Here is a 23,540-nt window from a genome sequence, read left to right as displayed (position 1 = left end):
TAATGTATTTAGGCTGATTAATTGAAATTATGTTTCATATTGTAATCCCAAACAAAAACTAATTTATTAACCTGATTTAACATAAACCGAAATTTACCTTTTTGCCCCTAAATCTACCATGAATTACTGCTTATGAAAACTAAATCAAATCTACCAGAACCTACTTTAAATGAAAATCAAGAATTTTCAGTATTAGAAGATACTTTTGAGTTAGTATCTAATGTTTTTAAATTAGCCAAAAGAGTATTCATGCTATAACCCTTTCGGAATAGCATGAATAAGCTTTTTTGTGTAAGCTTGTTTTGGCGATGCATAGATATCATCTGCGTCTCCAATTTCCTCAATTTTTCCTTGATTCATTACTAATAATTGATCTGCCATATATTTTACAACTGCTAAATCGTGTGAAATAAATATATAGGTGAAGCCAAATTGTGCTTTTAACGCGTTCAATAAATTTAAAACTTGTGCTTGTACAGAAATGTCCAATGCCGAAACCGATTCGTCACAAACAATAAGTTGAGGTTCTAAAGCAATTGTCCTTGCAATACCGACACGCTGTCGTTGTCCTCCAGAAAATTCATGAGGATAACGATTAAAGGCCGAAGCTTCTAAGCCTACTTTTTCTAAAATAGCTATAACTTTTTCTTTTCGTGAGCTGTTTGACGTTCCAATTTTGTGAACTTTCATGGGTTCTAAAATCGCATTTCCAACAGTTAAGCGTGGGTTTAAAGAGGCAAATGGATCCTGAAAAATAATCTGAATATCCTTTCGCATCGTTCGCATTTCGGAACGGCTTAAGTTAGTTATATCCTTTCCTTTATATAAAATACGTCCAGATGTAGCTTTATCTAATTGTAATATGGCATTCCCTAAAGTCGATTTTCCGCAGCCAGATTCACCAACCAAGCCTAAAGTTTCGCCAGGAAACACTTTAAAACTTACACCATCAACAGCATTAAATTCTTGCTCTTTTGTAAACCATCCTGTTTTAGAAAAGTATGTTTTTTCAACATCAATCACCTCTAATAACGGGTCTTTAGCATACAGTTTTTTATGATTTTCTGCTCTGTCAGCATCAGAAATAATGGCATTATTAACCTCGTCTGCCATAAAATCTGAAATGGTTGGTAATTGCTCTAACCTATAATCTGTAGACGGTCTTGCGTTAATCAGCGCTTTGGTATAGTTGTGTTTTGGATGATTAAAAATAGTGTCAGTTGTGCCTTGTTCTACGATTTTACCTTGATACATCACTAGAACCCGATCGGCTAATTCAGACACCAACGATAAATCGTGCGAGATAAACAACACACTCATTTTGGTTTCAGTTTGAATGGTTTTCAATAACTCTAAAATTTCTTTTTGAACGGTGACATCTAATGCTGTTGTAGGTTCGTCAGCAATTAACAATTTTGGTTTGCATGCAATTGCCATCGCAATCATAACGCGTTGTTTTTGTCCACCTGAAATTTCATGAGGATAGGCTTTAAAAATCCGTTTTGGGTTAGGCAATTTTACTTTTTCGAAAAGATTTAAAACTTGTGATTTTATTTCCGAATCCGTTAATTTGACATGTTGTTTCAAAATTTCTTCAACTTGTTTACCGCAACGCATCGACGGATTTAAAGAACTCATAGGTTCTTGAAAAATCATGGCAATGTCGTTACCTCTTATAGATTGGAACTCTTTTTCTGAAAGGTTAGCCAGGTTTCTGTCTTCAAACAAAATAGAGCCAGCGGTAATCTTAGAAATTTGTTTGGGTAATAAACCCATTAATGCTAACGAAGAAATAGATTTACCAGAACCAGATTCACCAACTACAGCTACAATTTCATTTGGTTTAATTTCAAACGAAATGTTACTTATAATTTGTTTTTCAAGTTGGTGCTTAAAAAATGAGATATTTAAGCCTTGGACCTCTATTAAATTTGCCATAAATAAAGTTTGAATCTAGATTACAAAATTACACATGTTTTATTTCATTATCATGTAGCAATTCATCGCCACGCAATCGTAAGAAAATCTGCGCGACAGCAATGGTATCTTTTTCGCAATAGATAATAATGCGATCTATTTCTTTTTCCTTGTAATACACGCGATAAACCTCGCTACCATCAATATCATCTTTTGGTGAAGGAATACCTAAAACATTGGTCAATAACTTTAACGAGGTATACGATTTATAGTCGCCAAATTTCCAGAGTTCTAAGGTGTCTAAATGTGGTACTTCCCAAGGTTTTTTTCCGAAGAGATTCAATTTGTATGGTAATTCTATGTTGTGGATAATCATACGTCTTGCGATATACGGAAAATCGAATTCCTTACCATTATGTGCACAAAGTAAATGTTTGTTTGAGCTAAAATGTGTGATTAATAAGTTTTTAAAATCCTTTAGAATTTTGATTTCATCACCATAAAATGAGGTCACTCTAAAGGTTCTAGATTCGCCTTCCATCTTAAAATATCCAACCGAAATACAGACGATTTTACCAAACTCAGCCCAAATGCCAGCTCTGTCATAAAATTCTTCAGCTGTATACTCTTCCCTTCTTTGATAGCGTGATTTGGCTTCCCAAAGGTCTTGTTTAGCAGCTTCTAAATCTGAGAAATGTTCCGTTTCCGGAACGGTTTCTATATCTAAGAAGAGGATGTTTTCTAGGTTGAGTTTGCTAATCATATTTTGTTTATGTGTTAGACCTGACAGGTTTTTAAAACCTGTCAGGTATTAAAGCTTATTTACCCATCATCTCATAAGCTTCATCAATATAAATATAAAAATCGGAAGGAAAAGAATTTATGGTCTCAGAACTTCTGTGATGACCTAATCTCACGACCATTAAATTGTCTTGAGGAATAACAATTACATATTGCCCTAAAATTCCTCGCATAGCAAAGGTGTGTTTCCCATTATAATCACTAATCCAAAAGCCATAGCCATAAGGTTGACCATTAAATCGAGATGTGGTTGCTTTGGCCACAAACGTTGAATCTAAGATTTGTTTACCATGCCATTGTCCATGATTTTTATAAAGCTTACCAAAACGTGCAAAATCGCGTGCATTACTAGAAATACAACAAAAAGCTTTTGCTAATTTGTTCTCGTCATCGTCTAATTGCCACAAGGCATCACTTTTAGCACCAAGAGGTTGCCAAAAACTTTCGGAAAGATAATCTGCTAATGGTTTTCCTGTAGCTTTTTTAATAACCATTCCCAATAATTGTGTGCTTCCGCTTAAATATTCAAACTCATTGCCTGGTGTTTTTATAACCTTTTGGTTTAATATGGTTTCGGCTAAATCGTCATCATAATTTGCTCTAGCTGTTATTGAAAATGGACTTGTATAAGATTCTACCCAATCTAATCCAGAAGCCATGGAAGATAAATCTCCAACGGTTGTTTTTGCGCCTTTAAATTCGGTATAAAAATCACTTACAGGTTGGTCTAAATTTTTAATGTAACCGTCCATAATGGCTTTGCCAAGTAGCGACGTTGTGATACTTTTAGCCATAGAAAATGAATTGGTTTTAGAGTCTTTGCTATAATTTTCAGCATAATTTTCATAAAAAATACTGTCATTTTTAATAATAAGGTACGCAACTGTACCAAGTTCTGTATTAATATCTGTTAGGGCTTGCGTCGCCTCTACAGTATTATAGTTTTTGTGTAATGGCCAAGCATCAGTATGTGTTCCTTTTTTAATGGTATCATTTTCAAAATATGGATGGTCATCAATAAAAGCTGAGCTATGACCAGTGAAATACACCACGCGAATCCCTTTTAAGATATAATCGAAATCAAAAATGTATGCCGCGATAACAGCCATAGCAATGATGCCGATGAGCCATTTTAATAATGTTTTTATAAATTTCATAGGACGGGTTTAGAAACTAAATATAGTAAAAGTAATCTTAAAAAAGCATTTGTTGTTTGTAGTCACTTTCATGATTAAGCAGCCATTGTTTTCTGTATAACCCGCCAGCATAACCTGTTAAACTGCCATCGCTTCCAATAACTCTATGGCAAGGAACAATAATCCAAAGCGGGTTTTTTCCGTTGGCATTAGCTACAGCTCGTATGGCTTTAGCATCACCTAACTGCTTGGATAAGTCTAAATACGAGATGGATTTACCAAAAGGAATAGTTTCTAACTGTTTCCATACTTTTTTCTGAAACGTTGTACCTTCTGGATTAAGTTTTAGGTCGAACGTTTTTCGGGTGTCGTTGAAGTATGCTTTAAGCTGAATAACACAATCTAATAACGATTCTGGAATGCTGTCTGATAATTCCTCTTGCGTATCTAATATTGAAACTGATGCAATACCGTTTTCGTTACCTGTAATTTTAGCGTGTCCAAGTGGAGTTTCAATAAAACAGGTTTGTAGAATGGAAGGTTCCAAGTTGTGGCTTATTTTTCAGGATTATCATTTTCTATTATTCCTAAACGTTTTGCTCTAGATTCCCAGCTTTTTCGTGCTAATAGTTGTAAATCAGAAACATTATCACTTTCGTCCATAATTTCGAGTCCCAGAAGTGTTTCAATAACATCTTCCATTGTAAGTAAACCACTAACAGTTCCGTATTCATCGACGACTAAGGCGAGGTGATTTCGGCTTTCTAATAATTGTTCAAATAAAGTAGGAATAGGTAAATTACGATTCACAATAATGATACTGCGTTTAATTTCCGACAATAATTTAGAACCATTACCAAGGGCCATTTCTTTAAATGCTTCCGCTTTTAAAACTAAACCAGTAATATTATCAGCGTCATCTGTATAGACAGGAACTCTAGAAAATCGAATATTAGAATTGGCTTTAAAAAATGCTTCAACCGTCATTTTTTCGTTTTCCGTTTTCATTACTGTACGCGGTGTCATAACGTCTTTGGCTTGAACCTCCTTAAAGCTAAGTAGGTTTTTAATAACCTTACTTTCGTTTTCTTCAAAAACACCTTCTTCTTCCGCTATTTCTGCCATTGCGGCAAAACTTTCTCTATTTAAAACACTTCCATGGCCTTGACCGCCAATTAGTTTTGTAGTTAATTGAAGTAGCCATAAAATACCTGTCCATTTTAAAGGAAAAATTAGAACGTTTAAAGCCTTTGCGGTAAAATTAGATAATTGCTTCCAGTAGGTGGCTCCTATGGTTTTAGGTATAATTTCTGAAGCAACTAAGATAAGAATCGTCATTATTGTAGACACGAGTCCAACCATTAATTCTTCCGTAAAATTAATGCCTAAAATACTGTGTTCTGTACTGCCATATAATTCTACATAGGCAACTTTAGCTTGTACACCAACTAAGATGGCACCAACCGTATGCGCAATAGTGTTTAAGGTTAAAATGGCGATAAGTGGTCGATCAACATCTTTTTTTAATTCTTCCAATTCAACAGCATAAGATTTACCCTCTTTTTTTTTAAGATTAAGAAAAGTTGGAGTAATACTTAAAAGAACAGCTTCTAAAATTGAACATAAAAATGAAAAGAAGATGGAAATGACAGCGAAAAAAATGAGTAAGCCCATTAATGTTTTAGAGTTTAGATACACAAAGTTACAAAATGAATACTAATTTTAGGTGCGCTAGTTTTTTAGTTATTACCAAGTTAAATTTTATAACAAGAAATAAATAGTTGAAATATTTTGTAAATTAAACTATGAAGAGCATATTTTTAATACTCGTTATACTAAGTTCATATGGCTTATCTGCTCAACTTAAAGGAAAGGTAACGTATCGTCTCGAAACCATTAAAGATAGTATATAACAGCCTTTTGAAGGAGAGTTATTAACTCATGAAGAGTTTGTAAAGTTCAGTGGGAATCCTTTTGCTGATAAATAATATAGAATTATTAGTTTAGCAAACATTAACTCTCTAAAATGATTCTGGTATTAGGCACACCATATTGTGAAATGCGTTCTAACATTGTAACTAAACCTTTATTGTTTTTAAAATAAGCTAGAATATACAGACTGTCTTCTCCGGAAACTCGGTCGCAACGTTGTACTTCTTTAAAGGTTTTAATTTGATTATAGGCCGTTCTTAAAGTGCTAGATTGATGAATTTTTAGATTGATATAAGCTCTTGTGGTGAGGCCTAATTTATCATGGTTAATTCGAAGTGAATACCCCAAAATAAATCCTTTTTCCTCTAATTGTTTAACGCGTTTCCCAACGGCAGGTGCCGATAAATCTACCGACTTCCCGATGTTCGCAAAAGACTCTCGAGCGTTTGCAGAAAGCATTTTTATTATTTTCTTGTCAATTTTATCCATTTTTTCGATTGTAAATCAGTTTTAATGTTTTTCTAACGATTCAAAATCAAATATATAAAAATTGGATTGTTGTCAATCAAAAACTAAGTGTTGATTAGCTTATTTTTAAAGTATTTTTAGATTTTTTGATGTAAATAGTAAGACGTTAAAGGCTTGAATAATTTTTTACCCATTAATAATTTTCACAACATCTTTAGCAAAATAAGAGGTAATAATATCGGCACCAGCACGCTTAAAAGCCATCGTAGTTTCTAGCATTACCTGATCATGATTTAACCACCCTTTTTCTGCGGCTGCTTTTATCATGGCGTATTCGCCAGAGACTTGATACACGGCTACAGGTACATCGACTTCATTTTTAATATCTCTTAAAATATCTAGGTAGGAAAGGCCTGGTTTAACCATCACAATATCGGCACCTTCTTCAATATCTATCAAGGTTTCTCTAACTGCTTCAATTCGGTTACCAAAATCCATTTGGTAGGTTTTTTTGTCTTTTGGGACATCAACTAAATCTACAGGTGCAGAATCAAGAGCGTCGCGAAAAGGACCATAAAACGAAGATGCGTATTTTGCAGTATAAGCCATAATACCTGTGTTTTTATAGCCTTCTTGTTCTAGTAATTGACGAATATGTAATGTTCTTCCATCGTTCATATCGCTAGGCGCTACAAAATCAGAACCCGCTTGAGCGTGTGTTAAGGCCATTTTTGCGAGCACTTCGGCAGATTCGTCATTAATAATCATCCCGTTTTGTACAATACCATCGTGGCCAACGGAAGAATAAGGGTCGAGTGCAACATCTGTCATCACTATCATATCCGGACAAGCATTTTTTACCGTTTTAATAGCGCGTTGCATCAATCCATCTGAGTTTAATGCCTCTGTACCTTTGTTATCTTTTAAATTATCCGGAACTTTTACAAAGAGTAACACCGCTTTTAAACCTAAGCTCCATAATTCTTTAACTTCATTTTCAAGTAAATCTAAACTGTACCTAAAATAGTTGGGCATAGACGGTATTTCATCTTTTACGCCTTTACCTTCAACCACAAAAAGTGGTACTAAAAAATCATTTGGAGTAATGTAGTTTTCTCTAACTAAACTTCTAATAGCCGCGTTAGTTCTTAGTCTTCTATTTCTTCGTAATGGAAACATGATTATGTGTTTTAGACTTGTTAGGTGTTGTGCTGAAGTTAATTCAGTATCTAAAACCTGACAGGTTTTTATGTATGAGGATTATGATTACTTTTATCAAATACAAAGTTAACGATTTAAACCCATTTCTGAGTGCTCAAATCCCTAGATGATTTAGAATTTATTTTTCCTTGGCGAAGCTACCAAGCCGAACTTTTAAAGCATTTTAATAGTCATATTGCAGACAATCATTTTCACGTGATTGCACCTCCTGGTTCTGGAAAAACGATTCTAGGACTAGAAATTGTTAGAAAATTAGGAAAGAAAACGCTTGTTTTAGCTCCAACATTGACGATTAGAAATCAATGGGAAGACCGATTACAAAACTTTTTTACTGAGGATTGTGATTTTGAAGCTTTTTCATTCGATATTAAATCGCCAAGCGATGTAACCTTTTCAACCTATCAATCGCTTCATGCTTTCTATAAAACGTTTGAAGACAAAAACGATTATTACCAATTCTTCAACAAACACAATATTGAAACCCTTGTTTTAGATGAAGCACATCATTTAAAAAATGCGTGGTGGAAATGCTTAATGGATTTAAAACGGAATTCTAAGTTTTATATCGTGGCACTTACGGCAACACCACCTTACGATAGTAGTAGAACAGAAGTGTCTAAATATTTTACGCTCTGTGGCGAGGTTGATGATGAAATTGCAGTACCAGATTTGGTACGTGAAGGCGATTTAAGTCCGCATCAAGATTTTGTATACTTCTCAAAACCTGAGGATTTAGAAATCAATTTTATTGTTGATTTTAGACGCGATATTTCAGATTTTAAAGACGAATTAGTAAAAGATGACACCTTCATCGATTTTTTAGTTGAACACCGTTTTTATAAAAACCCTAATTGGCACCTAGACGAACTCTATTCTAATACCGACTATTTTTCGGCTATTCTCATATTTTTGTATGCTTGTGGATTTGAAATCGATCATCAAAAATTAGAAGTTTTAGGCTTTGAAAAACAAGAAATGATTCAGTTTCCTGAACTCGATTTGTATTGGTTGGGTGTTTTATTTCAGAATATCTTAGTTTCCGATAGAGAACACTTAATTGAACAGGAAAAATATGTTTCAACTTTAGAAAAACGATTAAGACGACTCAATGTTTTTGAGCGAAAATCCGTCGATTTTATAGGCAAAAAATTGTTGTATAAATCATTATCTAACAGTCCGAGTAAACTTAAAAGCATCGTCAGTATTGTCAAAGCTGAACGCGAAAGTTTAAAATCCGATTTGAGATGTGTTATTCTTACCGATTATATTCGGAAGGAATTTTTAAATACGACTGATGAAAACATAGCGGACATTAACAAAATTGGCGTGCTTCCTATTTTTCAATATGTTAGATATTATTGTTCTCGTCCTGAAGTATTAGCGGTACTTTCGGGCAGTGTTGTGATTGTTCATCAATCGATTTTAAAAGCGTTTGAAACGATTGAATCTTTGGATAATTTTTCATTTTCACCATTGCAAACCGATGCATCGTTTTTGTTGGTCAACCCCAAAGGGAAACCTGAAAATTCTATTGTTAGCATCATCACACAGCTTTTTGAAGCCGGACACATTAATGTACTTATCGGCACAAAATCGTTGTTGGGCGAAGGTTGGGATGCGCCATCTATCAACAGCTTGGTTCTAGCGTCTTTCATTGGCTCGTTTGTATCGTCTAACCAAATGCGAGGAAGAGCCATCCGAAAAGATGCCAATGCACCTAACAAAACAGGAAACATTTGGCACTTGGCTTGTGTAGATCCAACCAATTTAGATGGTGGACGAGAAGTAGATACCTTAAAACGACGCTTTGAAGCCTTTGTTGGCGTTACCAACAGTACCATTCCGTTTATTTCCAATGGTTTTGAACGCTTAAATATTCCTAATGAAATTCCTGTGGAATCGATTGAAGCATTAAACGAAGCCACCATAAAACATGCGACAAATCGGATTTTAATTACCGAAAAATGGAATAATGCCATTGGAAAAGGGACGAAGCTAACCAAGGAAGTTAAAGTTTTACATAAGGGAAAACGACCATTTAAAAAGCAAAAGCAAATTTATTATTTTGACGCACTTCGGTTTTTTGTGGTGGAATTGTTTTTTACCATAATGCTGTTTTATGTTGAATTTATAGTGCATAGTTTCAACCTCATTTTACAACGTGGTGTTTATTACTTTACCTATGCTTTTTTAGCAGCAGCAGTGGGCACTTTTGGTTATAAATTTTATAAGGCAGTAAAGCTGTATGTACGTCATGGTTACCTCTATAAAAAGATAGGGAAAATGGGTTTAGCGATTCTCGATACGTTGGACGAATTGGGTTATATCACTTCAAACCGAAAGCACATAAGCGTGATTTCTCATTTATTAGGCAAAGGTGATGTGGTTTGTAATTTGGTTGGTGCCAATGCACTTGAAAATTCATTATTCGCTAAAGCCTTAAGTGAACTTATAGAACCTGTTGAATCGCCAAGATATCTGATAATAAAAACAAACATATTTAGAAAGCGTTTTGATGTTGAAAATTTCTATCCGGTTCCTGAAATGTTTGGGGATAAGAAAGAAAACGCTCTTATTTTTCAAAACTATTGGACTAATTATTTAGGAAAGAGTAAACTGTTTTTTACACGAAGTGTTGATGGTCGAAAATTATTATTGAAAGCACGATTATTTCACGTATACAATGCTTTTAAGGAAGTCACTAAAGAGGTTGTGGTTTGGAAATAGGTTTGAAAACACCCCTAAAGTCCCCTCAAGGGGACAGTCTCACTGTTGCGAATAAAAAAATCTAAAAGGTTTTTTTATTAATTGTCCCCTTGAGGGGACTTTAGGGGTGTAAAATTATTATCATGAAAAATGTCTTTATTCAACAATCAAATGTCATAGTACAGTTTGATAATTTTAGACCTGCTAGGTTTTAAAAACCTGCTAGGTCAAGTATGATTCATCATTTTAGTTCTTTATTTACTCAATCCCAAATAAAACCATTGCCCATTCTCTTTTACAAAAGCCGATTTTTCATGGATGACATCAACCTTTCCATTTTCAAAAAAGTAAGCGTTAAAGGTTACGGTGCCTTCAGTGTTGTTTTGCATTCCTTTGGTTGATTCTAAAACGTCTAATCGAATCCATTGCACCGATTTGGCCCATTTTACAATGGCTTTTTTCTCTTTTGTTGATCGTGTGGATTGGTGATGCGTTGCCATTAGATAATCACCATTTGCAAGAACAAAGGCACTGTATCTGGAACGCATCAATTGTTCGGCTGTTTCTGTTTTTCCGTTGTTAAGATGGAAAACTTCGCAGCATTCTTGGTAGGTTTTATTGTTTCCGCAATGACAGTTCATGGTTATTATTATCTTTTCAGACCTGTCAGGTTTTTAAAACCTGCTAGGTCTTAAATTAATTACACCCAATTCACAGGATTCTGTAACACTTTAATCAGTTTTTCCTCTTCGCTACCAGCTTCTGGCTGATGGTCATAAACCCATTGTACATGTGGTGGCAAGCTCATTAAAATACTTTCAATGCGTCCATTGGTTTTTAATCCGAATAAGGTGCCTTTATCATGTACGAGATTAAATTCAACATAACGCCCTCTTCTAATTTCTTGCCAATCGCGCTGCGGTTTGGTGTAGTCTAAAGCTTTTCGTTTTTCAACGATGGGCACATAGGCTTCTAAGAAACTATCACCAACTTCGGTGACAAAATCGTACCAATTTTGCATACTCATCTCATTTGTAGCTTTGCAATAATCAAAGAATAAACCACCCAATCCACGACCTTCATTTCGGTGTGCGTTGTAAAAATATTCATCGCAACGGGCTTTGTATTTGGCATAGAACTCAGGGTTATGTTTATCGCAAGCCGTTTTACAGGTTTGATGGAAGTGTTTGGCATCGTCTTCAAACAAATAGTAAGGCGTTAGATCTTGTCCGCCACCAAACCATTGGTCCACAATATTGCCGTCTTTATCATACATTTCAAAATAACGCCAATTCGCATGAACGGTCGGCACCATTGGATTTGTAGGATGCAAGACTAAACTTAGTCCACAGGCGAAAAAATCGGCATCTTCTACTCCAAAGTATTTTTGCATTGAGTCTGGCAGTTTCCCATGAACCCCAGAGATATTTACACCTCCTTTTTCAAAAACGTTACCATTTTCTATAACACGTGTTCTTCCTCCTCCTCCTTCTGGTCGGTCCCAAAGGTCTTCTTGGAATTTAGCCTTACCGTCTACTTCTTCAAGTTTTGAAGTGATAGTGTCTTGTAATTGGTGTATGTAGTTGAAGAATTTGTCTTTCGTTGAAGACCTAGCAGGTTTTTCAAACCTTGCAGGTCTAGAATCATCATCGTATTCCATATTTAATTCTTTCGATATTTTATTGTTATGTGTTACTTTAAAGTTTTCTATATCATCAAATAAACCAATTACATAAGACTTCTTTGGACTTATTAGTGTTTCACTCTTAGAAAAGAATGGACTAAATGAAGAAAACTTATAGGTTTTGAAATCCTCAACTATGTTATGGTTTTCAGGGTTTTTATGAATATACAAAATGAGCTGTTTTAAGTACTCTTCATCTTTAATTTGTTTCCTTTTGAAAGGTCTTTCAAACAAGGCGCCTGTTCTTGAATTTTGTTTATTAAATGCTTTAGTGTAAGCGTTGAATAAATTTGAAAAAGCTTGATTAACGTCTTTAGTTTCCGATGTGACTTCAATCGCGAAATGGAAATGATTATTCAGTAAACAAAAGGCTAAAATATTAACCTTCGGGTTTAAATACTTAGTTACTAACTTGAGAAAATAAGCCATATTATTTTCATCTTGAAAAATAGTTTCGCTATTGATTCCGCGATTATAAATATGATAGTAATTCTCTTTTTTTAGTAATTCCATTTTAATTAAAATTTAGACCTGCAAGGTTTTTAAAACCTGCTAGGTCTGTGTAACTCATACAACTCCATATCCATCGGTTCGTCACCAACTGGTATAAACTCTTTAACCAAGGTTTTAATCCATTTAAAACTGTTTTTCAAAGCGACATTCACACTTGGTAAATTGTCTTTATGTGCTATAATTTGAAGTGTTTCTAAGCCTAAATCATGAATAGCATATTGAGATAGCTGTTTAATAGCTTTAGAGGTTAAGCCTTGCCCTTCAAATGTGTATCCAATACAATAAGCAAATTCCCCTTGTTTCGTTTTCCAATTGAGTTCTTTTAGGAAAATTAATCCGGCAAGTACTCTGGTTTCAGGATGTTTTAATGTGAACAGAAACTCTTCTTTATTTTGAAATTGTTTCACTTTTGTTTCAACAAATAATTTTGATAATGTTGGATTAAGGTTCTGTGCTAAAGTTTTAGGAAAGTAGCGTTTTAATCGGTCTTCATTGGCCGTAACGAAGTCACAGATTTTCCAAGCGTCGCCACTATGAATTGGGTTAATTTCGAAACCGTCAAATTTTAAAATCATTATACCGTGATGCTGTTTTGTTGTAAGCCTTTTTCTTGTTCAATAAGTTTTACGGTACTTAAAGACGATGCTGTAACACTCATTGGTAAAACTAAAATTACACCGACTACAGGTATCAATAAAAATAGCATAAAGACCATGCCATTTCCTATGGCAATGCCTTTATGTCTTCCTACAAAATTGATGCTTTCACGGTATTTATAATGACGTTCTAAAGTGTAATCCATGTTACCAAAACCAGCATAGTAGGATTGCACTAAGAATAATATAACAGACGAAGCGATGTTTCCAATTAATGGGATAAAATTTAAAAGTAAAATAGGAATCGTAACCAATAATTCTTTTGCTAAATTCCGAATATTAATTCTTATCCCTCTCCAAAGTTGTTCTTGAAACGTGGTGTTTCTGTGATTGTGTGGTTTTATTCCTGTTAAATGATGTTCGATTTTTTCTGACACCGGACTCATAAATGGCGCAGAAAATGCCATGATGATGTGTTTGTAAAGGATTAAACCAATAGCAATAACGATAATACCTCCAATAACTATTGAAATAGAGGTAAAGGTCTCCTTTCCCCAATCCCAAAACCAAATTTTAGCGATAAAACGACCAATATTATCTGATAATCCATAAGCGGATAATCCTATGAGAAATGCCGTCACAACACTAATGATGATGGGAATCGCGAAGTATTTCCAAAGTTTTAATTTTGAAATTAAAGCTAATGTACCAGTGTAAGCTTGGATAGCTTTTAATATGTTCTTGATCATATTATTGTTTTTGATGATGATTACTTAAAAGACGCTAAAACAGGCTTTAAGTTACAATAATAGATATTAAACTTACTCTGCTTTATAGTCTTTTACAGCATCAATAAATGCTTTAGCATTTTCTAAAGGAATGTTTGGTAAAATTCCATGACCTAAATTAACGATGTATTTATCCTTACCAAAATCATTAATCATTTGAGTCACCATTTTTTTGATTTCTGCAGGTGGTGAAAATAAACGAGTTGGGTCAAAATTACCTTGTAAGGTAATGTTTCCTCCTGATAAGTATCTTGCGTTTTGTGCAGAGCACGTCCAATCGACACCTAAAGCTGAAGCCCCAGATTTTGCCATCGTATCTAAGGCAAACCAACAGCCTTTTCCGAAGGCGATAACTGGTGCATCGTCTTTTAAAGCATCAATGATTTGTTGTATGTATTGCCAAGAAAATTCTTGATAATCGACAGGTGATAACATGCCTCCCCAAGAATCGAAAACTTGCACAGCATTACAACCTGCTTTTACTTTTTCCTTTAAATAGGCAATGGTTGTGTCGGTGATTTTCTGTAATAGTCCATGAGCAGCAATCGGATTTGTGAAACAAAATTCTTTCGCTTTATCAAAGTTTTTAGACCCTTGACCTTGCACACAATAACATAAAATTGTCCATGGTGAACCTGCAAAACCAATTAATGGAATCTCGTCATTTAGTTTTTCTTTTGTTGCTTTAATGGCTTCGTAAACATAGTTTAAACTCTCCTTAACGTCAGGAACAATAACATTATCGACATCCTTTTGAGAACGCACAGGATTTGGTAAGTAAGGGCCAAAATTAGGTTTCATTTGAACCTCAATATTCATCGCTTGTGGAATGACCAAAATATCCGAAAACAGAATAGCTGCATCCATACCATAACGACGAATCGGTTGTACGGTAATTTCACTCGCTAATTCTGGTGTTTGGCAGCGTGTAAAGAAATCGTACTTTGCCTTAATTTCCATGAATTCAGGTAAATAACGTCCCGCTTGACGCATCATCCAAACTGGTGGACGTTCTACGGTTTCGCCTTTTAATGCTCTAAGGAATAAATCGTTTTTTATCATGTTAGCCTTTGGCTTTTGGCTATTAGCTTTTGGCTTTTGGCCAGTTACTATTAGCTGTTTTTAATCTTACTTATTAAACTATTTATCATTCTTGCTTCTTTATGAATAAGTTCAAAAATGACTTTTAAATTTTCTTCAGGAATAAACTCGAGTTCCTTAGAAATAATTAATTGTGTTTCAACTTCAAAAAGTGAACCCATTGCTATTTCAAGAAATCGTTTAAATTCTTTGTCACTATTTCTACTACAACCTTCAGCAATATTTGATGGAATTGAAACAGCAGCTCTAGTTATTTGACTTCTTAGTCCAAATTTTTCTTCTGATGGCAATTCTTGTGAGAGGACATAAACTTGTTTCACTACCTCTATTCCATTTTTCCAAATCTCTAGCGTTCTAAAATTTCTCATTTCAATTGCTTTTTGCTGTTCGCCTTTAGCTTTTGGCGTAACAGTGAGGCTAACAGCGAAAGGCTAAAGACCAATAGCTATTCATAAAACTCATTCACCAATTCCACAACACTCTCCACCAACGGAATTTTAGCTACTCTAACATCTTTATAATGTTTCCTTGCTTCTGTAGCTGTTGTTTCTCCAATACAAAATGCAATACCTTTTGCTTTATTCTGCTGTAAAAAACTTTGAACGGTAGATGGACTGTAAAACATGACACCATCTAAATCACCATCTACTTTTTCGGAATCAAACTTAGTTTCGTAAGCTTCAATTTCGTTGACTTTGATGTTGTTTTTTGATAATATTTCAGGAATAGTATCTAATCGTAAATTACTATGGAAATACGTTACTTCTGTGCCATCCATAAATTCAGCCATGTGTTCGGCTAAATCTTTAGCATAATTTTCATGATGTTTCACTTTTCCAATGCGTTTTTCAACTAAACGCTTTGTTTTTCTTCCGACACAATAAATATTCTTGAATTGTAACTCTACGGCTGAAAAATTGGTAAGCAGCGATTCTACTGTATTCTTACTCGTAATAATGACGTTTTCAATTTCATTCCTAACCACGCTTTTTGTTAGGCGATTAGGGTTGATTTTTACCGCATCATTACTTTGAGCGACTACATCGTCATGAAACTTTGCTAACTGATCATTGGTTAACTTTCTAGTGGAATAAATATTAGTGACTTTATCACCTTGCGTTAATTCATCAATTAATATTTTGCCACCTTTTCCAATAACATAATCAGCACAGAATTCGGCTAGTTCATCATGTTTTCCAAAAGGAACCACTTTAGTAACTTCAATCTTTTTTGTGCCATCTGTACTTAAAAGAATACCTTTAAAATTGACCTCCTCTTCTTTATTGATATAACAAATGGCTCCAATTGGTGCAGAACAACCTCCTTCTAAACGGTTTAAAAACTCGCGCTCAATAGAGGTGCAAATTTGAGTTATTTCATCATTAATTTCTGCAAGAATGGCTCTTGTCTCCTCATCAGATTCTAAAGCCGTAACCATCACAGCGCCTTGTGCTGGCGCAGGAATCATCCAACTTAAATTAATTGAATTTTCTGGTGTAAGATTTAAACGTCCTAAACCTGCTCCGGCGAAAATGGCTCCATTCCAATCTTCGTTGTTTTCAAGCTTTTCTAATCTTGAATTGACGTTGCCTCGCAAACCAACAATTGTATGTGTTGGGTAACGATTCAGCCATTGTGCGCGTCGTCTTAAACTTCCTGTGGCGATGACGGCGTCTCTAGCGGATAAAAACTCTTCGTTATCCTTAAAAACTAAGGTGTCATTAATGTTTCCTCGTTTTAAAACTGCGGCTTGTATTATGCCTTTTGGTAAAATGGTTGGTACATCTTTTAATGAATGCACTGCAATATCAATACTACCATTTAGCATGGCAATATCTAGAGTTTTAGTGAAAACTCCTGTAATTCCCATTTCGTATAAGGGCTTATCGAGCACTAAATCTCCTGTTGATTTTACGGGAACAAGGACGGTTTTATGACCTAAATGTTCAAGTTGAGATTGAACGGTTTTTGCTTGCCACATAGCGAGCTGGCTGTCGCGTGTGCCAATGCGAATTATCTTAGACATTATCGGTAGTTTCTAACTGAAATATTTTTTTGATAAGCTCAATGCTTTCGTCTGAAGAACTGCTGTCTTCTCTTAGGTGGTGTGCAAATTGATTGGTGATTTTCTGAATCAAATTATTGGTAATCAATTCGGCTTGATCTTCATTAAAATCGGACAATTTTTTGCGTTGTGTATTGAATTCAGAATTTTTAAAATCAGTCAATTTATGTTTTATAGCCTGAATGGTTGGTACAAATTTTAAAGTGTCTAACCACGCATTAAACTCGGAAGTAATTTCGGATATAATGGCTTCTGCATTTGGAATAAATGCTTTTCGTTTTTCTAAAGTATCATCTGTGATTTTTGCTAAATCATCTAAATGTACGAGTGTAATATTATCGAGTTCTCTTATATCTTCATTTACATTCTTAGGAATGGATAAATCTAGAATCAACAGCGGTTTTTCAGTAGATATTAAAGATTTGTAAACCGTAGGATTTTGAGCTCCTGTAGCAACAATTACGATGTCAGCGTCGTTAATTTCCCCTTTTAAATTCTCGTAATCTTTTACAATAAGATTGAATTTACCAGCAACTTCTTCAGCTTTTGTTTTTGTTCTGTTGATTAAAGTAATATGAGGATTCTTAGTGTGTTTTACTAAGTTTTCACAGGTGTTTCTGCCTATTTTTCCTGTTCCGAAGAGTAGAATATTCTTTTTTGAAATTTGCTCAACATTGTTCATAATGTACTGAACAGAGGCGAAAGACACAGATGTTGCACCAGAAGATAATTCCGTTTCGTTTTTAATGCGTTTACTCGCCTGAATTACAGAATTCACTAAACGCTCCGTAAATGAATTTAATAAACCGACTTTACGAGATGCTTTTGCACCAAATTTAAGTTGACTAATAATTTCAAAATCGCCAAGAATCTGACTATCTAAACCAGAACCTACACGAAACATGTGGTTTATAGCGTCGTTGTTTTTATGAACGTAGGCAACCTCTCGGAATTCTTCAACGGTTCCTTTTGTGTTATCGCACAATAGCTGAATCAACTGAAAAGGGTGTTCTGCAAAACCGTAAAGTTCAGTTCTGTTACATGTAGAAATCGCCAATAGGCTTTCTACTCCATTTTGTTTGGCTTGAGACAAAACGTTTTGTTTTGCATCATCACTTAAACTAAAATGACCACGTACGCGCGCATCAGCTTTTTTATAGCTGAGACCTATAGCGTAAAAATATTTACTTCTGTTTGGCATGTGTCGCTTTACTCGTTTACCTGACTTAGGAAAGGAACAGCGCAAATGTAATTTTGATATTCATAAAAAAATAACGCTAGAAGAACTTTAAGTATCGATTGTGGTTTTTTCTTGTGCTTTTTCGATAAAAGGTGATAAATATCATATTTTTGTAGGGAAATCAAGGCTTTTCATGGTCTTTGTTTAGAATCAATCTAAATAATATTGAAATGAAATTAGAAAAATCAGCTTTAAAAAGTAACGCTCAAGGTACTTTTGATGAAATTAATATTGAAGAAGGTTTTATTGTGTTAACAAGTAAAAACGAAACGGACGATATTAAAGTTCTTGAACGCGAGATCGATAGCAGTTATATTCAGTTTCATTTTTGTAATAAGGGAACGGCTGGATTTCTATTTAATCAAGGAAATTACACCTTAAATATTGATGAAGATACCTCCTTGTTACTTTACAATCCACAGCGCGATTTACCAATTCATTTAGAATTAAAACCACATTCTTGGTTGGTTTCTTTAGTGATTTCTATCAAAAAATTTCATGGTTTGTTTTCGGAAGATGCGAATTATGTGACGTTTTTAACAGATGATAATAAGGATAAAAAATACTATAAAGACGGAAAAATATCACCATCGATGGCTGTGGTTTTAAATCAGCTGATTAGTTTTAATCTTAACAATTCTATTAAGCCCTTATATTTTAAAGGTAAAGCTTATGAACTATTGAGTCTGTTTTTTAATCGAAGTGAAGACGCAGATATTGAGCAATGTCCGTTTTTGGTGGATGAAGTGAATGTGGCGAAACTGAAAAAAGCCAAAGATATTATCATCGCCAATATGGCTGAACCTCCAACGTTACAAGAATTAGCTGATGACATAGATTTAAGCTTAAAAAAACTAAAAGAAGGTTTTAAACAGATTTATGGCGATTCGGTTTTTAGCTTTTTGTTCGATTATAAAATGGAAGTGGCTCGTAAACTTTTGGAATCTGGTGATTATAATGTGAATGAAGTCGGACTAAAAGTCGGTTACAGCACAGGAAGCCATTTTATCGCCGCTTTTAAAAAGAAATTTGGGACGACGCCTAAGAAGTATATTCAGGCTTCGAGTTGATGCCGTTTTTATATTTTTCTTTTGTTAGGATTTTGTCTATTCGAGAAAAATGAAAGAATTTCAACATTATTTTTATTTTCCCGGTAATAGATAGTATTAAATTTTTTAATCACAACTCTTCTGATTCCACGTGATTCGGATAAAGGAAATAAATTGGGATTTTTTGAGATTAATTTCAAAGTTCTATCAATCTCAATTGAGAGTTTTATTAACTCTCGGTTTGTGAAATGTAGTTCTAGATATTCATAGGTTTTAGCCAATTCACTTAATGCATGGTCAGTCCAAAGAATGTTATAACCATTTTCCATAAATTTTTTCGGCTTCAGAATTTGATTTCAATTTTCCATTATCAGCATCAGATAATCCAATTTCAATTGACTCTTTTTCAGCATCAGATATTTCATTCCACCAATCTTTGGTTTCATTTTTCCTTAAATCCATAATTTTTTGAATTAAAGAACTATCTTCCAACGTTGTTAACCATTGTATGAGTTCAATTTTTGCATTTTGAATATTCGGTTCCATAACTCAAAGTTAGTTTATTTTCGTTAAGTGGACAAATGTAGTACGTTGAGTTAGTGAATGAGTAATCGTGTAAATAAAAGTATCTCGTAAACTCTTAGAATCTGGCGATTATAATGTGAATGAAGTCGGGCTAAAAGTCGGTTATAGTACAGGAAGCCATTTTATTGCGGCTTTTAAAAAGAAATTTGGGACGACGCCTAAAAAGTATATCCAGGCGTCGTCATAAATCTCTAATAATCATAATACCCATCGCCAGCACTAGCAGTTACACGTTGTCTATCCTTGTAAATCGCTAAGTTGAGAATCTCAGTATATTGCTCTTCTAGTTCTTTAGTTTTATCGACCGAAGTACCATAATTTTCAGATTTAGAATAATAATCTACAACCAGTTGCTTTGGGTCTTTTGGCTTAATAAAAGAGATGTAATGTAAAGCTTCAGTCTTTCCAGAGTACTCATCGTCTTTATCTATTTTAAAGAAATACATTACAGCGTTTTTGCCTTTATCGGTTACAAAATCGCGCTTAAAGAGAAACTGAATAGAGTCTTTTTCTTTTTCAAAATTGGCATCAGATAAGAGTTTAGATTTGGCGAATTGTTGTTGATTAATAGTAATAGATTTCAATTGACTTAATAGTTTAGCTTCGTCTAGCTCCTCTAAAAGTAAGTATTGATTCTCCTCATCTTCTACGAGTTTTTCGGTAAGTTTTGTTGGTATGGTTTCTTTGGCTTTAGTTAGCAATACATAGTATTTTACTAAGGCGTTGGTGTCCTCTACATTCAATAGTTTTTCAAAGAAATCTTTTGCACTGCGCTCATTTCTATACGGAAAAATTAAGCGTACATAGGTCGCTAAATTATAGGAATACGAATTATAACCGTAATTATTAGAGTTTCCTAAATTGCGTTTTACTTCAATTTTAGCATCATTAATCAGCTGGTTTTTATATTTTTTATAGGTTTTTGGTTTTACAAATCCGCTATCTTTCACCTTTGCCAATAAAGTGTAAAGTGGTTGTTTGTATTCTGAAATTGTACTGTATTCTAATATTTTAGGAAATAAGGAAGCCTTTAATTCTAAAGAATCTTTACCATTATAATTGTAAAACATGCCACTTACGCTACCTAAGGGCAAATCGCGCTCCATAAGGTCTAGTGCAATTTTGTAATTCCCTTTTTTGTTAGAATCTAAAAGACCTTCTAAGATGGCTGTTTGGGTTTGTGGATCGGAATAACTATCGTGATACAATTGCTTTATAAACGGTAAATTGTTCTTTAAATCTATAGTAATGAGTTGTTCTACCAAATGTGATTTGATGTCTAAACGCTCTTTGTCAAATTCAAAATCCTTGAGTACAGAAACGATATCTTTACTATTGTGCTTTTTGAATTTAATGAGGTTATAAGCTTCAAAAACTAAACTGTCATTGGCTCTTAAAGCTTCAAAAAACTGTTTGCTTTTATCGGTTAATACATTTTTGCCTAACAAGGTGTCTTTTGGTGTGAACGTCTCATAAAATTCAGTTACAAATTTTGAAGGGCCACTTATAGAATCCACTAAAGTTTTAAGTTCAAAAAGGACACCTTCTTTCAAAATGTTTTTTACTAAAACCTGTTTGGCACTTGCAGAATCGGTGTAACTAAAACTATTGGTATAAACATTATCGGTTTTAGAAGACTTACGATTGGCAATTTTAAATGCTTTTGCATCATTATAATAACGTGCTCTGTAGTTGATTTTCTCTTCTAAATTCTTCCAAAGACTATCGACGTTATGAAACATTTGTAAATCGTGAAACTTGGTTCTAGAGACCGAAATTTGTTCATTCGCATAGGTAGAATAAACCGTTTCATTTATGGTTTGTTCGTAATCCTTTGCTTTTTTACCAGTATTATAATTGTAGTCATACGGATTTGGTAAAGGGGCTTTTCCATTGGTTTTTACCGAAAAATGTAAGGATGTATCTATTACTTTTTCAAAACCGGAATAGTCGGTTTTATTGAATTTAAAGGACTTAAAAAATGCAGATTTATCATTTTCATTGGTGCCAACGTAACCCAATAAATAGTAGCTACCATCTTTTACAATGGTTTTTAGGTGTAGTTTTTTGTCAGTGTCTTTGTCTAAAATAGCGTTGGACTCATAGGTTTTATAATCACCTGCTTTAAAACCTCCTTCAGCTTCAGTTAACTTGTAATTTTTATATAAGGCATGATGAAAATATTTAGCTTCAAAACTATCTTCTTCTATATAGGTGATGTCGTTTAAAACGGCTTCTTCAACAAAATAATACGCGTTATTTTTATAGCCTTCCACCAACTTTTTTCCAAAGTTATTCATGTTGCTAGAAATGTAATATTCAGGAAAATCGACTTGAAATTTTTTCTCAGGTGATACAAATAATTGTGTTTTCTCTGAAGGAGTTTTTAACGCTATAGAATTGAATATTTTATCTTCATGCTTCAAAACAAAATCACTACGACCCGCAAATTTTATAATGATAATTTCTAAAGGCGTTTCATAAATATGATACTTCTGAAACTCTCCTTTTTTTGTTTTATTAACAATGCTAATACCCGGATAAGGTTGTGTTAGCGTTTCCTTTTTAATGATATCTCCAGGAATGTCTTCGTACAATAAATGATCAATTTCTTTAAGGGTAATATTTTCTTTTTCGTTTGGTAAATACGAAAAACGACTAATTCTATTTAAGGTTAAATAAGCACCATTAGTCATATCTGGATCTAAATAATATTTTTGTCCTCCATAGGAAAACTCACGAAGTTCATCGTAGGTATTGATGCTTAAAAACCCATCTGGTGTGCTATGTTGTTGTAGTTCTGGTGTTACAAAAAGACTGTCTAGTTTAGTTTTCTCTGTTTTACTATAATCGGTTTGCTCAGAGGTTAAGGCTTCTACGGTATAACCGCGTTGACGCAACATATTAATCATGCCGTGTTCGCCTGGTAAATGTGCTGCTCCAACACCTGCAAATACGGATTTGGTTGGCATTAATTTTTCTAAAGAAACAACCATATTCTCATTTCGAATATAAAGCATATTCTCTCTAAAAAATTCCGTATTTACACTAGATCCAAGAGAATCTAATAGGTCTAAATTACGATCGCGATAGAGGTTTTCTTGAATTAAATAGGCGTTTTCTTGAGCATATAATTTCTGAACCCATGGATCTAATTCCTTTTTATTGGCATTATAAGCTGCTTTTGTGGTTAAGTATCGCGATTCTTCTAAATCCTCTAAAGCGTATATTTTTTTATTGTTCTTCTTTCCGGCTTGAAAAATAAACATGTCTAAATACGTCTCTTCTTCAAAATTATCTGAAGCACTACTTTTTCTGTATAAATACGCGTTAACAGCATTATTATCCATACGTACAGAACCTCTAATCGCCATTTCTTCAGGGTGCGTTAGCTTAAAAAGATTGGTGTAAAAATCGTTGTTATAATTACTGTACGATGCCATTTGCCCAAGCATCATTTCGTAGTTAAAACCTGGCCATGTGGTTGGGTCCGATTCTAAAGCAATACAGTCACTCTGATTTAAAGCTTTGTAAAACACATCGTCTAAACGAAAAGCCACTTTTTTGCTAACATGCATTGTGCCATATAAGTAAGATGGTTTTTCAAGATTGTTTCCGGTTATTTTCCAAAGTAAGCTCTGGTACTTTTGTTGCGAAAAGGCAACTAAGGTGATTAATGTAAAAGCAATAGATAGGAGTTTCTTCATAATAAAATGCAATCAAGGCTTGTAAAGATAT

The 23,540-nt window shown here is 34.1% G+C and carries 20 protein-coding genes and 1 pseudogene; 3 read left to right on the top strand and 18 right to left on the bottom strand.

The features are described from left to right. Nucleotides 1-252: 252 nt before the first annotated feature. The 7 genes from K1X16_RS09195 to hemB all read right to left on the bottom strand — a co-directional run bounded on the left by K1X16_RS09195 (nucleotide 253) and on the right by hemB (nucleotide 7,433). On the bottom strand, nucleotides 253-1,938 hold the full coding sequence (locus K1X16_RS09195; protein WP_225035872.1) for an ABC transporter ATP-binding protein: 1,686 nt from the start codon (nucleotides 1,936-1,938) through the stop codon (nucleotides 253-255). 28 nt (nucleotides 1,939-1,966) lie between these two features. Next, complete coding sequence (locus K1X16_RS09190) at nucleotides 1,967-2,680, bottom strand: 3'-5' exonuclease (protein WP_195870230.1); 714 nt, start codon at nucleotides 2,678-2,680, stop codon at nucleotides 1,967-1,969. 55 nt (nucleotides 2,681-2,735) lie between these two features. Next, nucleotides 2,736-3,875 (bottom strand): serine hydrolase domain-containing protein, encoded by a 1,140-nt coding sequence (locus tag K1X16_RS09185; RefSeq protein WP_225035871.1) that lies wholly within the window; start codon nucleotides 3,873-3,875, stop codon nucleotides 2,736-2,738. 37 nt (nucleotides 3,876-3,912) lie between these two features. Then, on the bottom strand, nucleotides 3,913-4,401 hold the full coding sequence (locus K1X16_RS09180; protein WP_225035870.1) for a methylated-DNA--[protein]-cysteine S-methyltransferase: 489 nt from the start codon (nucleotides 4,399-4,401) through the stop codon (nucleotides 3,913-3,915). A gap of 8 nt (nucleotides 4,402-4,409) precedes the next feature. Next, entirely contained in the window at nucleotides 4,410-5,528 is a 1,119-nt protein-coding gene (locus K1X16_RS09175) for a CNNM domain-containing protein (protein WP_225035869.1), read from the bottom strand. 339 nt (nucleotides 5,529-5,867) lie between these two features. Further along, nucleotides 5,868-6,275: an Lrp/AsnC family transcriptional regulator gene (locus K1X16_RS09170; protein ID WP_195870227.1), complete on the bottom strand. Its 408-nt coding sequence runs from the start codon at nucleotides 6,273-6,275 to the stop codon at nucleotides 5,868-5,870. A 165-nt stretch (nucleotides 6,276-6,440) separates the two neighbouring features. Further along, a complete protein-coding gene (gene hemB, locus K1X16_RS09165; protein WP_225035868.1) occupies nucleotides 6,441-7,433 on the bottom strand; it encodes a porphobilinogen synthase in 993 nt (330 codons plus the stop codon). 132 nt (nucleotides 7,434-7,565) lie between these two features. On the opposite strand from hemB, the gene K1X16_RS09160 reads away from it, so the two are divergent. Continuing rightward, on the top strand, nucleotides 7,566-10,202 hold the full coding sequence (locus K1X16_RS09160; protein WP_225035867.1) for a DEAD/DEAH box helicase family protein: 2,637 nt from the start codon (nucleotides 7,566-7,568) through the stop codon (nucleotides 10,200-10,202). A 233-nt stretch (nucleotides 10,203-10,435) separates the two neighbouring features. Here K1X16_RS09160 and K1X16_RS09155 read toward each other — a convergent pair whose 3' ends face one another. The 8 genes from K1X16_RS09155 to hemA form a co-directional block, all read right to left on the bottom strand. Continuing rightward, complete coding sequence (locus tag K1X16_RS09155) at nucleotides 10,436-10,822, bottom strand: YchJ family protein (RefSeq protein ID WP_225035866.1); 387 nt, start codon at nucleotides 10,820-10,822, stop codon at nucleotides 10,436-10,438. 59 nt (nucleotides 10,823-10,881) lie between these two features. Beyond that, the gene (gene hemF, locus K1X16_RS09150) at nucleotides 10,882-11,841 is read right to left on the bottom strand and encodes an oxygen-dependent coproporphyrinogen oxidase (protein WP_225036127.1); all 960 of its coding nucleotides are present in this window, start codon (nucleotides 11,839-11,841) and stop codon (nucleotides 10,882-10,884) included. Between the two features lie 566 nt (nucleotides 11,842-12,407). Further along, nucleotides 12,408-12,953, bottom strand: a complete 546-nt coding sequence (locus K1X16_RS09140) for a GNAT family N-acetyltransferase (protein WP_225035865.1) — start codon at nucleotides 12,951-12,953, stop codon at nucleotides 12,408-12,410. Then, a complete protein-coding gene (locus K1X16_RS09135) occupies nucleotides 12,953-13,723 on the bottom strand; it encodes an EI24 domain-containing protein (protein WP_225035864.1) in 771 nt (256 codons plus the stop codon). The genes K1X16_RS09140 and K1X16_RS09135 overlap by 1 nt, the downstream gene beginning before the upstream one ends. Nucleotides 13,724-13,795: 72 nt before the next feature. Then, on the bottom strand, nucleotides 13,796-14,824 hold the full coding sequence (gene hemE / locus K1X16_RS09130) for a uroporphyrinogen decarboxylase (RefSeq protein WP_225035863.1): 1,029 nt from the start codon (nucleotides 14,822-14,824) through the stop codon (nucleotides 13,796-13,798). Nucleotides 14,825-14,874: 50 nt separating this feature from the next. Further along, the gene (locus K1X16_RS09125; RefSeq protein WP_225035862.1) at nucleotides 14,875-15,231 is read right to left on the bottom strand and encodes a four helix bundle protein; all 357 of its coding nucleotides are present in this window, start codon (nucleotides 15,229-15,231) and stop codon (nucleotides 14,875-14,877) included. A gap of 77 nt (nucleotides 15,232-15,308) precedes the next feature. Further along, nucleotides 15,309-16,889, bottom strand: a complete 1,581-nt coding sequence (gene hemC, locus K1X16_RS09120) for a hydroxymethylbilane synthase (protein WP_225035861.1) — start codon at nucleotides 16,887-16,889, stop codon at nucleotides 15,309-15,311. Next, on the bottom strand, nucleotides 16,882-18,129 hold the full coding sequence (hemA, locus tag K1X16_RS09115) for a glutamyl-tRNA reductase (RefSeq protein WP_195870219.1): 1,248 nt from the start codon (nucleotides 18,127-18,129) through the stop codon (nucleotides 16,882-16,884). Before hemA ends, hemC begins: the two co-directional genes overlap by 8 nt. Nucleotides 18,130-18,338: 209 nt before the next feature. Between hemA and K1X16_RS09110 the strand changes: the two genes are divergently transcribed. Further along, nucleotides 18,339-19,238, top strand: coding sequence for a helix-turn-helix transcriptional regulator (locus K1X16_RS09110; protein WP_225035860.1), 900 nt, complete (start codon nucleotides 18,339-18,341; stop codon nucleotides 19,236-19,238). A gap of 8 nt (nucleotides 19,239-19,246) precedes the next feature. Here the strand turns inward: K1X16_RS09110 and K1X16_RS18075 are convergent, their stop codons facing one another. Then, nucleotides 19,247-19,546: a type II toxin-antitoxin system RelE/ParE family toxin gene (locus tag K1X16_RS18075; protein WP_410530002.1), complete on the bottom strand. Its 300-nt coding sequence runs from the start codon at nucleotides 19,544-19,546 to the stop codon at nucleotides 19,247-19,249. Then, nucleotides 19,530-19,763, bottom strand: coding sequence for a hypothetical protein (locus K1X16_RS09105; protein ID WP_195870216.1), 234 nt, complete (start codon nucleotides 19,761-19,763; stop codon nucleotides 19,530-19,532). Before K1X16_RS09105 ends, K1X16_RS18075 begins: the two co-directional genes overlap by 17 nt. Nucleotides 19,764-19,836: 73 nt before the next feature. Between K1X16_RS09105 and K1X16_RS09100 the strand changes: the two are divergent. Continuing rightward, a pseudogene (locus K1X16_RS09100) lies at nucleotides 19,837-19,989 on the top strand (helix-turn-helix domain-containing protein); the annotation flags it as partial. A 4-nt stretch (nucleotides 19,990-19,993) separates the two neighbouring features. Here the strand turns inward: K1X16_RS09100 and K1X16_RS09095 are convergent. After that, entirely contained in the window at nucleotides 19,994-23,509 is a 3,516-nt protein-coding gene (locus K1X16_RS09095; RefSeq protein WP_225035859.1) for a TraB/GumN family protein, read from the bottom strand. Nucleotides 23,510-23,540 lie beyond the last annotated feature (31 nt).

This window comes from Winogradskyella sp. SM1960 (assembly GCF_020179375.1).
In the GTDB taxonomy this organism is placed as follows: domain Bacteria; phylum Bacteroidota; class Bacteroidia; order Flavobacteriales; family Flavobacteriaceae; genus Winogradskyella; species Winogradskyella marina.
This window is presented reverse-complemented; position numbering and strand designations above follow the sequence as displayed.

Coding starts and splice junctions, on each gene's coding strand:
- K1X16_RS09110 (WP_225035860.1), top strand. CDS start 18,339: ATGAAATTAGAAAAATCAGCTTTAAAAAGTAACGCTCAAGGTACTTTT.
- hemC (WP_225035861.1), bottom strand. CDS start 16,889: ATGTCTAAGATAATTCGCATTGGCACACGCGACAGCCAGCTCGCTATG.
- K1X16_RS09175 (WP_225035869.1), bottom strand. CDS start 5,528: ATGGGCTTACTCATTTTTTTCGCTGTCATTTCCATCTTCTTTTCATTT.
- K1X16_RS09190 (WP_195870230.1), bottom strand. CDS start 2,680: ATGATTAGCAAACTCAACCTAGAAAACATCCTCTTCTTAGATATAGAA.
- K1X16_RS09095 (WP_225035859.1), bottom strand. CDS start 23,509: ATGAAGAAACTCCTATCTATTGCTTTTACATTAATCACCTTAGTTGCC.
- K1X16_RS09125 (WP_225035862.1), bottom strand. CDS start 15,231: ATGAGAAATTTTAGAACGCTAGAGATTTGGAAAAATGGAATAGAGGTA.
- K1X16_RS09140 (WP_225035865.1), bottom strand. CDS start 12,953: ATGATTTTAAAATTTGACGGTTTCGAAATTAACCCAATTCATAGTGGC.
- hemB (WP_225035868.1), bottom strand. CDS start 7,433: ATGTTTCCATTACGAAGAAATAGAAGACTAAGAACTAACGCGGCTATT.
- K1X16_RS09195 (WP_225035872.1), bottom strand. CDS start 1,938: ATGGCAAATTTAATAGAGGTCCAAGGCTTAAATATCTCATTTTTTAAG.
- hemE (WP_225035863.1), bottom strand. CDS start 14,824: ATGATAAAAAACGATTTATTCCTTAGAGCATTAAAAGGCGAAACCGTA.
- hemA (WP_195870219.1), bottom strand. CDS start 18,129: ATGCCAAACAGAAGTAAATATTTTTACGCTATAGGTCTCAGCTATAAA.
- K1X16_RS18075 (WP_410530002.1), bottom strand. CDS start 19,546: ATGGAAAATGGTTATAACATTCTTTGGACTGACCATGCATTAAGTGAA.
- K1X16_RS09105 (WP_195870216.1), bottom strand. CDS start 19,763: ATGGAACCGAATATTCAAAATGCAAAAATTGAACTCATACAATGGTTA.
- K1X16_RS09155 (WP_225035866.1), bottom strand. CDS start 10,822: ATGAACTGTCATTGCGGAAACAATAAAACCTACCAAGAATGCTGCGAA.
- K1X16_RS09170 (WP_195870227.1), bottom strand. CDS start 6,275: ATGGATAAAATTGACAAGAAAATAATAAAAATGCTTTCTGCAAACGCT.
- hemF (WP_225036127.1), bottom strand. CDS start 11,841: ATGGAATACGATGATGATTCTAGACCTGCAAGGTTTGAAAAACCTGCT.
- K1X16_RS09135 (WP_225035864.1), bottom strand. CDS start 13,723: ATGATCAAGAACATATTAAAAGCTATCCAAGCTTACACTGGTACATTA.
- K1X16_RS09185 (WP_225035871.1), bottom strand. CDS start 3,875: ATGAAATTTATAAAAACATTATTAAAATGGCTCATCGGCATCATTGCT.